This is a genomic window from Plantactinospora soyae (assembly GCF_014874095.1).
Classification (GTDB): Bacteria; Actinomycetota; Actinomycetes; order Mycobacteriales; family Micromonosporaceae; genus Plantactinospora; species Plantactinospora soyae.
Genome location: NZ_JADBEB010000001.1, coordinates 8,939,017 through 8,951,340 on the forward strand (window position 1 = coordinate 8,939,017; position 12,324 = coordinate 8,951,340).

At 70.7% G+C, this 12,324-nt stretch carries 10 protein-coding genes; 2 read left to right on the forward strand and 8 right to left on the reverse strand.

Annotated elements, in window-relative coordinates:
• Window positions 1–3 precede the first annotated feature (3 nt).
• Both phnD and H4W31_RS39035 read right to left on the reverse strand, forming a co-directional pair.
• On the reverse strand, window positions 4–927 hold the full coding sequence (gene phnD / locus H4W31_RS39030; protein ID WP_192771174.1) for a phosphate/phosphite/phosphonate ABC transporter substrate-binding protein: 924 nt from the start codon (window positions 925–927) through the stop codon (window positions 4–6).
• Window positions 928–1,149: 222 nt separating this feature from the next.
• The gene (locus H4W31_RS39035) at window positions 1,150–2,349 is read right to left on the reverse strand and encodes a low temperature requirement protein A (protein ID WP_192771175.1); all 1,200 of its coding nucleotides are present in this window, start codon (window positions 2,347–2,349) and stop codon (window positions 1,150–1,152) included.
• Between the two features lie 186 nt (window positions 2,350–2,535).
• On the opposite strand from H4W31_RS39035, the gene H4W31_RS39040 reads away from it, so the two are divergent.
• On the forward strand, window positions 2,536–3,546 hold the full coding sequence (locus H4W31_RS39040; protein WP_192771176.1) for an LLM class flavin-dependent oxidoreductase: 1,011 nt from the start codon (window positions 2,536–2,538) through the stop codon (window positions 3,544–3,546).
• Window positions 3,547–3,909: 363 nt separating this feature from the next.
• Here the strand turns inward: H4W31_RS39040 and H4W31_RS39045 are convergent, their stop codons facing one another.
• Entirely contained in the window at window positions 3,910–6,198 is a 2,289-nt protein-coding gene (locus H4W31_RS39045; protein WP_192771177.1) for a rhamnogalacturonan lyase family protein, read from the reverse strand.
• Between the two features lie 583 nt (window positions 6,199–6,781).
• Window positions 6,782–7,174, reverse strand: a complete 393-nt coding sequence (locus H4W31_RS39050) for a hypothetical protein (protein WP_192771178.1) — start codon at window positions 7,172–7,174, stop codon at window positions 6,782–6,784.
• 347 nt (window positions 7,175–7,521) lie between these two features.
• On the opposite strand from H4W31_RS39050, the gene H4W31_RS39055 reads away from it, so the two are divergent.
• The gene (locus H4W31_RS39055) at window positions 7,522–8,739 is read left to right on the forward strand and encodes a GNAT family N-acetyltransferase (protein WP_192771179.1); all 1,218 of its coding nucleotides are present in this window, start codon (window positions 7,522–7,524) and stop codon (window positions 8,737–8,739) included.
• A gap of 31 nt (window positions 8,740–8,770) precedes the next feature.
• Here H4W31_RS39055 and H4W31_RS39060 read toward each other — a convergent pair whose 3' ends face one another.
• From H4W31_RS39060 to H4W31_RS39075, 4 genes are all read right to left on the reverse strand, one after another.
• A complete protein-coding gene (locus tag H4W31_RS39060; RefSeq protein WP_192771180.1) occupies window positions 8,771–9,307 on the reverse strand; it encodes a hemerythrin domain-containing protein in 537 nt (178 codons plus the stop codon).
• Window positions 9,308–9,433: 126 nt separating this feature from the next.
• Window positions 9,434–10,363, reverse strand: coding sequence for a diacylglycerol/lipid kinase family protein (locus H4W31_RS39065; RefSeq protein ID WP_192771181.1), 930 nt, complete (start codon window positions 10,361–10,363; stop codon window positions 9,434–9,436).
• Between the two features lie 89 nt (window positions 10,364–10,452).
• Window positions 10,453–11,535, reverse strand: coding sequence for an NYN domain-containing protein (locus H4W31_RS39070; RefSeq protein WP_192771182.1), 1,083 nt, complete (start codon window positions 11,533–11,535; stop codon window positions 10,453–10,455).
• Window positions 11,536–11,540: 5 nt separating this feature from the next.
• Complete coding sequence (locus tag H4W31_RS39075) at window positions 11,541–12,224, reverse strand: TetR/AcrR family transcriptional regulator (RefSeq protein ID WP_192771183.1); 684 nt, start codon at window positions 12,222–12,224, stop codon at window positions 11,541–11,543.
• Window positions 12,225–12,324 lie beyond the last annotated feature (100 nt).

A 12,324-nucleotide genomic window follows, 5' to 3' on the forward strand; every position in this document is an offset into this window, starting at 1 on the left:
GTGCTACCGCACGGTGACCAGACCGAGCCGGGTCGCGTTCTCCCGGACCTCCGTGTAATCCCCCGAGGACACCGTGACGTACGACTTCGCCCGCATCAGGCTCAGCAACTCCGGATCGGTGATCCCGGTGAACGCGTCGGTGACCTTCTGCCGGGCCGCCGCGTCCAGACCGTCGCGGGCCACCCACGGGTATCCCATCACCTCGCGCTGCCCGACGACCCGCAGCGCCCCCGCCGGGATGGTGCCCTGCCGCTCCAACCGGTGCAGGATCCGCAGCTCCAGGCCGCCGGCCTCGACCGCACCCGTGAACACCGCCTGGGCAGTGGCATCGTGCCCGCCGGTGAACGTCACGGTCCGCAACGGAGGACAGACGTCGAGTTCGTCGGCCCGGCACTGGGCGCCCGCATCGGTGATCATCATCCTCGGGTAGAGGCTGCCGGACGTGGAGCCGACGTCGCCGAAGGCGAACCGTCCCTTGGCGGCCACGACGTCCTGGACCGTCTTCGCGGGCGAGGCGGCCGGTACGACCACGGCGGCGTAGTAGCGCGGTGTCCCGGTCTCCTCGTCGATCTCGGTCACCAGCGGCGTGACGCCACTCGACTGCTCCACGGCCTGCGCGTACGTGAGGCCGCCGAGGTACGCCACGTCCACCTGCTTGGCGACCAGCGCCGCCACCACCCCGGCGTAGTTGTTGGCGACGAAGAGTTCCACCTTGACGCCGAGCGTCTCGGTCAGGTGCTCGCGCAGCGGCTCGTACTGCGCCCGCTGCTTCTCCGGGGAGATGTTCGGAATGATCCCCACCCGGAGTGTCTTCGGCAGCCCGTCGCCACCGCTCTCCCCGGTACCCCCGCAGCCCACGGCGGCCAGCAGCAGCACAATGACGGTGAGTAGACCGGGTACGGCGTACCCAACCCGACGTCGGCGCATGAATTCCTCGCTTTTCCATCCGGATACGGAAGCGACGACGAGCCCTGGTCTGCGCACAGTAGACGGACCGCCGCTGCCCACCCGTCGCGGCCACGCACTCGGTGGCACCGAGACTCTAAGGCCCGGTGGCCGTGCCGGCAGAGGCGACCGCCGCAGGTGTTCTGATTCCACCGCACCGGTCAGGATGCCAGACGGTCCCGCAGCCGGCTCGGCTCGGTCCGGTCACAGCGGTGACGAAGCGGGCGCCGGCTCCCGGCCTCTGATCCGGGCCACGTCGTGGACGATGATGCCCAGCAGGATGGCGCTGACGATGCCGGCGGCGGCCAGCGGCGGTACGAAGACCAGCGCCGGGGCCACGACGACGAGCAGGACGATCCCGATCAGCCGCGACCAGAGCAACCGGGCGTAGACCTCGTACCCGAACCGTGCCCGGCCGGCCATGAAGAGCACCGGGCCGCCGACGATCACACCGACCCAGGCAGCGTCGGTGTGCCCGAGCGGACGGGTGACCACGAGTTCGTAGCCGACGGCGGTGGTCACCACACCGGCCACGATCACCAGGTGGGTGTAGGTGGCCGACCAGGTGAACCGGGTCGGGTCCCGGGCGCTGTTGAAGGCCTCCGCCAGCGCGAACCCGGCCTGGAAGAAGTAGAGCCGCCACAGCAGCACGGTGGTCGCGAAGGCGATCACGAAGGCGGCCGACCGGGCGATGGTGAACTCGTTGCCGCTGAACGCGAATCCGGTGACCAGGATCGATTCGCCGAGCGCGATCAGGAAGAACTGCTGGTAGCGCTCGGCGACGTGCTCGCCCGCGAACCGCCACTCCAGGCTCGCCGCGCGGCCCAGCCTCGGGGTGGGCCAGCGGAGCAGATGCCCAAGGTAGTCCGCGCCGATGGCCAGTCCCCAGAACAGCAGTCGGAGGTCGCCGGTGGCGAGCGCTCCGCCGATCCAGAGCGGGGCGGTGCACAGGCCCCAGAACACCAGCCGGACGGAGATCCGCTGCCGGGGGTCGCCGCGCAGGGTCAGCCCCAGGACGAGGGGCCGGCCGATCTGGCTCAGCACGTACGCCAACGCGAACATCAGGCCGTGCTGCTCGAACGCCCGGGGTACGGCGACCGCCATCACCATGCTGCCGAACATGGTGGCCACGACGATGACCTGGACCATCGCCCGTTCCGGGTCGAACCGGCTGGTCATCAGCGTGGTCATCGCCCAGAGCAGCCAGAGGGTCAGCAGCAGCAGTACGGCGCGGAGCGCCTGGCCGAAGACCTCCCCGTCGAGTTCGCTGAAATCCTGCACGAGCCGCTGTGAGACCCGGGTCAGCGCGAAGACGTACACCAGGTCGAGGAAGAGCTCCAGGAAGGTCGCCCGTGGCGAACTTTCCTCGTTGCGCAGCAGGTCCGCCCCGCCACCGAGTACCATTCGGCCCGCTTTCTCCCGTCACGCGTCGCTCACCCGAGATGTCCGGCTTTCCGTTCCGAGTGATACCACGAGCCGCCCACCGATCGGGCCTTCCTGCGGAAAGACCGGCCCGGAGCAGTCGACGCCCGGCGGGGAGTTGTCGACCGCCGGCGGAAGAAATCCGGCTCTTCCCGGGTTGCCGAACGTGTGATTGACGTACCGCTGTCTGTCCTTGACCTCGCACCGGTCGCCGCCGGCACCACCGCCGGCCCGGCCCTGCGCCACACCACCGAGCTGGCCCGGCGGACCGAGGAACTCGGCTACCACCGCTTCTGGGTGGCCGAACACCACAACATGCCGGCGATCGCGAGCTCCGCGCCGGCCGTGCTGATCGCCCACCTGGCCGCCGCCACCTCGACCATCCGGGTCGGTTCCGGCGGGGTGATGCTGCCCAACCACGCGCCGCTGGTGGTGGCCGAGCAGTTCGGGACGCTGGAGGCCCTGCATCCGGGCCGGATCGACCTGGGGATCGGCCGGGCGCCCGGCACCGACCAGGCGACCGCGCTGGCGCTGCGGCGTACGGTCGAGGGCCTCTCCGCCGAGGGCTTCCCGCAGGAACTGGCCGACCTGTTCAACTACTTCACCGGGGAACGGCCGGGACCGATCACGGCTACCCCGGGCCGAGGCGAGCGGCCGGCGATCTGGCTGCTCGGCTCCAGCGGCTTCAGCGCCCGGCTCGCCGGGTTGCTCGGCCTGCCGTTCTCGTTCGCCCATCACTTCAGCTCGGCGAACACGCTGCCGGCGCTGGCGCTCTACCGGGAGAGCTTCCGCCCGTCGCAGTGGCTGGACCAGCCGTACGCGATGGTGGCGGTGAACGCGGTCTGTGCCGAGGACGACGCACGGGCCGAGTGGCTGGCCGGGCCGGCCTCGCTGTCCTTCCTGCGCCTGCGCGGCGGCCGACCGGAGCCGCTGGCCACGCCGGAGGAGGCGGCGGCCTACCCGTACACCGAGTTGGAACGGCAGTTCGTGGCCGATCGGCGCGAGGGGCAGGCGATGGGGTCGCCCGAGACGGTCCGCCGGCAGCTCACCGACCTGCTGGCCCGGACCGGCGCCGACGAGCTGATGCTGACCACCCTGGTGTACGACATCGCCGACCGGGTGCGCTCGTACGAGCTGATCGCGGAGAAGGTGGTCGGCGGACTGCGCCGGGAGCACTGACCGGCGATCCGTGCGGTGGTGGCCGGCGATCCGTTGTCCGGTGGGTGGCCGGCGATCCGTTGTGCGGTGGGTGACCGGGGTCCGTTGTGCGGTGGGTGACCGGGGTCACGCTGGTCGGCGGGCGCGAAACACACTCTTCACCGCGCTGTCATCGGCCGGCACCGGAAGGGGCCTAGTGTTCATACCGGTGGTGGTTCGACAAGCGCGATCGGGACGGGTCGCGTGATGTCGCGGTGTGTGCCGCACCGGCCGGCGGGGAGATGAGCGACCCTGCGGGCCGGTGCGGCTTCGCGTTGTCGGGTCCGCCGCGGCGTCCGGCCCTACCGGCGCCGCGGCGGTCCGACCGCCAATCCGAACGGGCCGCTACCTCAGGTAGATCGACGGCGCCGGTGCCGTGGACATGCCGTTTCCGATGAAGAAGCTCGGGTGCGGCGGCTGGTTGTAGGCGGTGTTCTGCCAGGCGATCGCCACTCGGTACATCGGGTCGTGCATCAGGGTGTGGATCCGGGTACTGGTCTGGGTCGGAGTGCTGTAGATCCGCAGCGCCCCGCTGTCGCTGGTCCGCCAGATCACCTCTTCGCGCCAGTCACCCAGGATGTCGGCCGAGAGCGCCGGGTTGGCCTTGGTGCCGTTGTTCGACGCCACCCCGCTGCCGTTCAGCAGCCGGGTGTCGGAGCTGGTGCCGTACTTGTCGATCCGGGTCTGGTCCAACAGTTCCCGGACCGGGTCGCCGTCCCACCAGATCAGGAAGTTGCTCGACGACGGCTTGCGGCCGACGTTCGCGCCGGACGGGCTGCGCAGCCCGTCGGCCGCCGACGACCAGGACTCCGCCCCGGCGCTGCCGGCGTAGATGTCCCCGGCCACGCCCCGGCCGTTATCCCCGGCCGCGGCGGTGGACCAGTAGATCTGTCCGGTACGCGCGTTGGCGAACCAGGACGACGGCTTGGAGGAGTCCTCGCTGACCTTGAAGTACTCCAGCCCCGAACGGGCCGGATCGAGGTCGCCGAGGTGGGCCGCGTCGCCGTGCCCGTGGCCGGTGTTCCACAGCGCCGAGCCGTTGTCGTTGACCGCCATCGCCCCGTACAGGATCTCGTCCCGGCCGTCGGCGTCCACGTCGCCGATGGTCAGCGAGTGGTTGCCCTGGCCGGCGTACTGCGACCCGGCGGAGTTGGAGTCGAAGGTCCAGCGCCGGGTCAGCGCGCCGTTGCGGAAGTCCCAGGCGACGATGACGCTGCGGGTGTAGTAGCCCCGGGCCATGATCAGCGACGGCCGCTGCCCGTCCAGGTAGGCCGTACCGGCGAGGAACCGGTCCACCCGGTTGCCGTAGTTGTCGCCCCAGGCCGAGACGGTGCCCCGGGCCGGCTCGTAGTTGACCGTCGAGAGCACCGCGCCGGTCTGACCGTCGAACATGGTCAGGAACTCGGGCCCGGCGAGCACGTAGCCGCTGGAGTTGCGATGGTCGGCCGAGGACGATCCGATCAGCTGACCGGTGCCGGACCGGCTGCCGTCGGCCGTCTTCATCGCGACCTCGGCGCGGCCGTCGCCGTCGTAGTCGTACACCTGGAACTGGGTGTAGTGGGCGCCGGCCCGGATGTTGCGGCCCAGGTCGATCCGCCACAGCCGGGTGCCGGTCAGGGTGTACGCGTCGACGTAGACGTTGCCGGTGTACCCGGACTGCGAGTTGTCCTTGGCGTTGGACGGGTCCCACTTGACGACGATCTCGTACCGGCCGTCGCCGTCCAGGTCGCCGACCGAGGCATCGTTCGCCGAGTAGGTGTACGCCTCCCCGGACGGCGTGCTGCCGCCCGGTGGCACCTGCAACCGGACGTCGAGGTAGCCGCTGCCGAACTGGAGTGCCGGTGCCGACGCGGCCTGCTCGGTCCCGTTGACCACGGCCCTGACGGTGTACGCCGAGCCGGCGGCCGCCCCGGAGTCGAGGTAGTTGGTGGCGCCGGTGATCGGGGTCGAGTTGACCAGGGTCGAGCCCCGGTAGAGGTTGAACGACACGCCGGAGGTCTCGGTGCCGAGCAGCCGCCAGGAGACCAGGTTCGCGCTGCCGGACCGGACGCTGACCAGGCCCCGGTCGAGATCCTCCATCTGCTTGGCCCCGGCCGGTGGGTTCGTCGGCGGCGGGGTGGTGACCGGAGGTGTGGTGACCGGCGGGGTGGTCGGCGGGGGTGTGGTGACCGGCGGGGTGGTGGTCGGTCCGCCCGGCGTGGTGGCGGTCGGGCCCACCGAGCCGGTGCAGGTGGTGCCGTTCATCGCGAAGCTCGTCGGCACCGGGTTGCTGGAGGTCCAGGATCCGTTGAAGCCGAACGCGACACCGGCGTTGGTGGCGAGCGCGCCGTTGTAGCTGACGTTGGTGGCCGTGACCTGACTGCCGCTCTGGCCGACCGTGGCGTTCCACGCCTGGGTGACCGTTTGGCCGGCGCCGTACGTCCAGGTCAGGCTCCAGCCGGTGACCGGGTCTCCGAGGTTGGTGAGGGTGACACTGGCGCCGAAGCCACCCTGCCACTCGTTGGCCACCTGGTAGTCGACCCGACAGCCGGCCGCGGCGGCCGAGGCGACCACTGCGGTGAACGCCCCGGTCGCGGTCAGGACGGCCGCCGTCGTCGCGGCGAGCAGGGTGGTGCGATGTCGCGAAATACGCATGATCAACTCCGTTGGAGGCGGGGGCGCGGCACGGAGGTACGAAGCCCGGCCGGCGACAGCGATGCTGCTCCGGCCTGCCCGGGGCCGGTGGTACTCGGACCGCGCTTGGGTAGCCGAAAATGGAACAGTTCAACGGCAACCCGACAACGGGGGGACGGCTTCCAGCGCACTTGAATGCTAGGGCAAGCGCTTTCCGGAGCACAACATCGAGCCTCGCAATTTAAAGGTTTCATCTCCCGCGCACACCCCTGGCCGACACCCCACGCTCCGGCGTCGATGCGCAGCGCCCGCGCGCTCGCCACCGACCGCGCGAACCCCCCGCCAGCCGAACGGAAGGAGCGGGGCCGGACGCGGGAGGGCGCGGGTTGGAAGCGAGGGCAGGGCCGGACGCGCGAGCGGGGCTGGACGCGCGAGGGTGGGGCCGGACGCGAGGGCGGGGTCGACGGAGGGGCGGGGTGGGAACGCAAGGGGCCGGGCTGGACGGACGGGGCACCGATTTATCCGACGATTCGAACGAGCGACAGAAGAACGGATGCCCACCCGCGTTGGGGGACGCGGGTGGGCATCCGTGGCCGGACAGTTCTCAGAACTTGTCGCGGCCAGTCAGAGTACGTTCGAGGTTGTCGGCGGTCGTCGTCACCAACAACAGGGGGCGCTCAAACTCGTTGATGTTCAGGTTGAGCAGCGGAACCGCATGGCGGAACGTCACGAGCTTGCCCATCAGCGCCATTCCGCCGCACACCGTCTCGCCAATTTCCTTCAATGCCCGGGACAGGTCCACCGAGCCGAGCTCGCCGAACGACGACTCGATCTGGACCCACTCCTCCTCGCCGTTCGCCAGCGTCAGGTGCCACAGCAGGACGGCCTGCGACCGAAGGCCCTCGGTCTCGAAGATGAGCTTGATCAGGTTGGGCTCTTCGTGCGAGATCTTGTAATTCGATCGGACGTAGGAAGCGAGGTCTGTCCAGGTCGCCATTAGCCCTCCTCCAGTTTGTACGACACGAGCAGTGGACACCGGGCGAAAAGAAATCGCAAGCGTCGACACGTACGCTGTACAAGATCTGTCTCTATTCGAAACAGCGGCCGTACAAAGAATGGATGCGACGCCGTACTGAATAGTCACCGATTCGGACCCGATCGACATCTTGCCCGGTGACTTTCGCCGGTGCCGGATAAACGGTCCGACATAATCGGCGCTACGGGTTCGCTCAGCGCGACCGAACGGCGGAACGGTTCCGGTCGTCCGTTGGCGGCGCCGGATCGGTCGGGCGACACGGGCGGACTCGATGGTGGACGTCCTCGCCGGGTGGCTACGCTCTGCCGATGCGACCGACCGTTACCGAGATCCGGCAGCTCGAGGTCGGCGAGTTCGCGGCCGCCGGGGAGTTGGGGCGGCTGGCCTTCGGCTCCGCCCCGAGCGCCGCGCCGAGCGCCGCCCCGACCACCCCGCCGCCGCTGCTGTCCGGGCTGACCCGGTACGGCGCGTTCGACTCGGACGGGCGTCTGGTCGGCAAGGCCGTCGACCTGCACCACGAGCAGTGGTGGGCCGGCCGCCGGCTGGTCGCGGCGGACGTCGCGGGAGTCGCGGTGCTGCCCGAGGCGCGGGGGCGGGGCGTGGCCCGGTCGCTGCTCCAGGAACTACTGCGCGGCGCCCACGCCCGCGAAGCCGCGGTCAGCGCGCTGTACCCGACCGTGACCGAGCCGTACCGGCGCAGCGGCTGGGAGGTCACCGGCGCCCTGCGGGCCGTCGACCTGCCGACCGTGGCGCTGCCCCGAACCCGGCCGGCCCCCGACCTCTCGGTCCGGCCCGGCGGCCCCGAGGACCTGCCGGCGGTGGCCGACCTGTACGACCGGATCGCCCGCCACCGCTGCGGCCTGCTCACCCGCCGGGGTGGCCTGTTCGACCGGGACGAGCCGCCGACCGCGCTGCCGGACGGGATGGACGGGCTCACCCTGGTCGAGCAGGGCGGACACCTGGTCGGGTACGCGAGTTGGGAACGCGGCCGAGGGTACGACCAGCACGCCGTACTGACGGTGCAGGATGTGCTCGCCACCACGCCGGAGGCGGCCCGGGAACTCGTCGGCGTACTCGCGAGCTGGCACAGCGTCACGCCGACCGTACGGCTGTGGCCGCTGGCCCACGACGCGATCGCCGCACAGCTGCCACTGGAACATGCCCGACAGCACGAGCAACGGGTCTGGATGCACCGGCCGGTCGACGTGGTCCGGGCGGTAGCCGGTCGAGGCTGGCCGGAGCGAGTACGCGGCCACGTCGAGTTCAGCCTGACCGACGACGTCGCACCGTGGAACTCCGGCAACTGGCGGCTGGAGGTCGACGGTGGCGCGGCGGAACTGCACCGGATCTCCGAGCAGCCCCCGCTGACCCTCTCGGTACGCGGCTTCGCCCTCCTCTACACCGGCGCCGCCAACGCGTACGCGGTCGCCGAGGCCGGTCTGCTGCACTGTCCCGCCGGAACGGACCCGAGCGGGCTCGACCTGCTCGGCACCGGTCCCCGAGCCGAACTGCTCGACTACTTCTGAGCCACCGCACCGGATCTGCCCGCCCGATCGGTCACGACGGCGGCGGGTACGGCACTCCCAGCAGGTCGGCCGTGCTCCGACCCGGAGCCGCCAGCGCGTTGAGGGCTTCGGAGATCTTCTTCTCCTCGTACCGGAAGTGCGTCTCCATCACCGCCTCCAGGCCCTCCAACTCGGCGCGTACCCGCATCGCCTGATCCGGGTCCGGTTCCGGTTCCGCACCGAGGCCGTCGAGGAGTTCGGTCAGCTGGCGCAGGATGTCGGTCAGGATCCGGTGGTCGCGTTCAAGCTCCGCCAGCACCGGGCGCAGCGCCGGAAACTGTTCCGCCAGCGCCGGAAACGCCCCGCCGTCCTCGCCGGTGTGGTGTCGGGTCAACGCCGAACAGAAGGCCAGGCAGTGCGCGGGCAACGCCGCCGCCAGGTTGGCGCGAACGCCGGGCTCCCCGCCGTCGAGATAGGAGTCGACGTCCTCGCGGAGCCGGGCGAACTCCTCGCGGAGCCAGATGTGGATCTCGATCAACTGATTGCCGAACGCCAGAACCCGGCCGTCCGGTCCGGTGGTTGACACCATCAGAACCCTTGCTGTACCGCGCCTCCATGCCCTCGGCGGTCTCCGTGCCGGGTACACCGCGACGCTGCGGACGAGTCTACCCACGGGAGAACTCATCGATGTCGACCCCAGGCTGGATCGCCCGACTCAACGGTCCGGGGTGTCGATCGGGGCCATCACCCGCAGCGCGTTCGCGTCAAGCCCGATCTGGATCGGGGTCTTCCCACACACCTCGCCGTCGACCTCCACCGGCGCCGGTCGATCGGTTTCCACCCAGAGTTCGCCGGTGGCGAGGAACGGCTCGTCGCCGAGGGTGCGGCGGTGGCCGGTCGCCGCGTTCCGGGCCGTGTCGCGGAGCAGGTCCCGGCGCGCCGGGCCACCGACCGGGTACGCCACCAGCAGCCGGTCGTCGGCGTTCGCGTCCGCCGTGATCGGGCGGCCGGCGTGGAAGCCGCCGTTGGCGACGTACAGCTGGTGGGTCAGGAACTTCCGGGCCTGCCCGTCGGCCCGTACGGTGATGCTCACCGGGCGGTGCCGGGGCAGCAGCGCCAGTGCGGTGGCCGGGTACGCGAGCCGGCCGGTGATCCGCTTGAGTCGTGGCGGCGCCGCGAGCATCACCTCGGCGGACAGGCCGATGCCGACGTGGTTGGCGAACGGCATCCCACCCGCGATCCCGAGGTCGACGTCGATCACCTTGCCCTCGGCGAGGGTGGCGATGGCCGCGTCGACGTCGAGCGGAACGCCGACGGTCCGGGCGAAGTTGTTGGTGGTGCCGAGCGGCAGCAGGCCGAGCGCGATGTCGCGGTGGGCGAGCAGCCGCGCGGCGGCGCCGATCGTGCCGTCCCCGCCACCGACGACGAGCAGATCCGGACCCAGCTCGGCGGCGGCCGCCAGGCTCACCTCGAGTTCACCGGGCCGATCGACCGGGTACGTCCCCAGCAGGGTGAAGCCGGCCGCCGCCAGCCGGGACCGGACTCCCGCGTAGAGCCGGCGACCTCGGCGGGAGCGGGCGTTGACGACGAGCGCCGCCCGGCGCTGCCGCCGGATGGCCTCGCCCAGCTCCTGCTTCGTCCGCATGGGCCCAGACCCTATCGCCAGTCCTCAGCCGGCCGACGCGGCGGAGGACGACCCGGGGGACGGTCCGCCGCCGACCGGACGCCGGACGGTCACGACGCGTTCGGGGTGAGCAGATAGTCGTCGCTTTCCGGGCTCCAGCGCAGCTGGACCGCGCCACTGGTGGCGGCGGCCTTGCAGAACTGGAGGAAGGTGCGATAGCCGAGCTTCTTCTCGCTGAAATCGGGTCGGGCCCGCCGAAGTTGGTTCTTGAGGCCGGACAGCGCCACCGCGCCCTCCTTGCCGGCCAGGTCCACCACCACGGAGCGAAGCAGCCCGAACGCCTCCTCCCGATCGCCGTGCTCGGGCAGCGACACCTCGGGGTCGCCCTTGGCCGGGCCCTCGGTCAACTCGATCACGTTGCGCCCGGCGAGGTACCGCAGGAGTTCCCCGAAGGCGCGGAATCCGTAGTTGGATTCGCTGAACGTCGGGTCCTTCCTGAGCAGGGTTCGCTTCAGCGTGGAGGCGGTCACCGCACCGCCGGAACTGCCCTGGAGCCCGGCCACGGTCTGGGCCACGAGGACTGCGAGCGCGTCGACGTCGCGTACGGGTTCCTCGACCGCCGGCTGCGGCTCCGGTTCCGGTTCCACCTCCACCTGCTGCGGGTCCGGGCCGGCCGGCCGGGCCGGGCGTCCCCGCCGACCCCGTGCCGCCGGGACGTCGACGCCCTCGAGGCGGTCGTAGTACAGGAACTCGTCACAGGCGGGCGGCAGCAGTGCCGAGGTGGAGTTCTCGACGCCGACCCCGATGACCCGCTTATTGAGTTCGCGGAGCTTGTGCACCAGCGGCGTGAAGTCACTGTCACCGGTGCAGATCACGAACGTCGAGATGTACCCGCGTTCGAAGGCGAGTTCCACGGCGTCGACCGCCATCTTGATGTCGGCGGCGTTCTTCCGCGAGGCACCCATCCGCTGGGGTATCTCGATGAGTTCCACGTGCGACCGGGTGAGCATCCGACGGTCCTCGTCAAAGTACGACCAGTCCGCGTACGCCCGCCGCGCGATCACCCGCCCCCGCTCGGCGAGGGCGTCGGCGATCGGACGGAAGTCGAACGCCATTCCGCCGAGGTGGTCGCGCGCCCCCAACGCGAGGTTCTCGTAGTCGAGGAACAGGGCGATGCGGTCTTCTTGATCCACGCGGGTCAGCCTACGCCCGGCGCAGGGCCGTAGCCGATGACTTGGGCTCGCGGCGCCGGGCGCGTCCTGGTCGGGGGCAGCCCGCGTCGTTCCACCAGTGGCAGGTACACCTCGTCGACGATTTCGACGATGGTGGCGTCCGGGACCTTCTTGATGCCCCGGGTCAGGTACTCGTTGCGGAGCAGGTTGATCGCCACGGTGGCGACTCGCGGGTGCAGTGCCTCGGGCCGAGCCTCGCCGCGGGCGACGGCCCGGCCCAGGATGGTCAGCCAGGTACCCACGTTGGCGTCGGCGGTCTGCTCGTGCAGTTCGGCCAGGAGCGCGGGATCATCGGCGACGCTCGCCAGCAGGCTGTGCAGGATCTTGCCCCGAGGTGAGGCCGCGTCGCTGTTCAACCGGCCCAGCAGGTCCAGCACATCGTTGCGCAGGTCGCCGGTGTCCGATGGCCGCAGGTCGGAGTCGACGAGTTGCCGATAGGCGGCGACGCTGAGGGCCGCTCGGCTCGGCCAGCGGCGGTAGATCGCGTTCTTGTTGGTGCCGGCCCGCCGCGCGACCGCGTCCATGGTCAGGTCGCGGTATCCGCCGTCGACGAGTTCGTCCGCCGCCGCACGCAGGATCGCCTGCTCCAGCTCGGTTCCCCGCCGCCTCGTCGCGGGCGGCCGGGACCGTGCTGGCACGTCCGCAGCCATGGGCCCCTCCTTCAGGGTACGGATCGTACCGCAAACCCACCTCGTCTCCATGCCTTGACCCGACCAGAGGGTCCTGCCAGTACCCTAGGTCACGAGGCCC

What these genes read in the sequence shown, in the direction of transcription:
- H4W31_RS39060 (WP_192771180.1), bottom strand. Translation starts at nt 9,307, where the DNA reads ATGGTGTCAACCACCGGACCGGACGGCCGGGTTCTGGCGTTCGGCAAT.
- phnD (WP_192771174.1), bottom strand. Translation starts at nt 927, where the DNA reads ATGCGCCGACGTCGGGTTGGGTACGCCGTACCCGGTCTACTCACCGTC.
- H4W31_RS39045 (WP_192771177.1), bottom strand. Translation starts at nt 6,198, where the DNA reads ATGCGTATTTCGCGACATCGCACCACCCTGCTCGCCGCGACGACGGCG.
- H4W31_RS39065 (WP_192771181.1), bottom strand. Translation starts at nt 10,363, where the DNA reads ATGCGGACGAAGCAGGAGCTGGGCGAGGCCATCCGGCGGCAGCGCCGG.
- H4W31_RS39050 (WP_192771178.1), bottom strand. Translation starts at nt 7,174, where the DNA reads ATGGCGACCTGGACAGACCTCGCTTCCTACGTCCGATCGAATTACAAG.
- H4W31_RS39055 (WP_192771179.1), top strand. Translation starts at nt 7,522, where the DNA reads ATGCGACCGACCGTTACCGAGATCCGGCAGCTCGAGGTCGGCGAGTTC.
- H4W31_RS39035 (WP_192771175.1), bottom strand. Translation starts at nt 2,349, where the DNA reads ATGGTACTCGGTGGCGGGGCGGACCTGCTGCGCAACGAGGAAAGTTCG.
- H4W31_RS39075 (WP_192771183.1), bottom strand. Translation starts at nt 12,224, where the DNA reads ATGGCTGCGGACGTGCCAGCACGGTCCCGGCCGCCCGCGACGAGGCGG.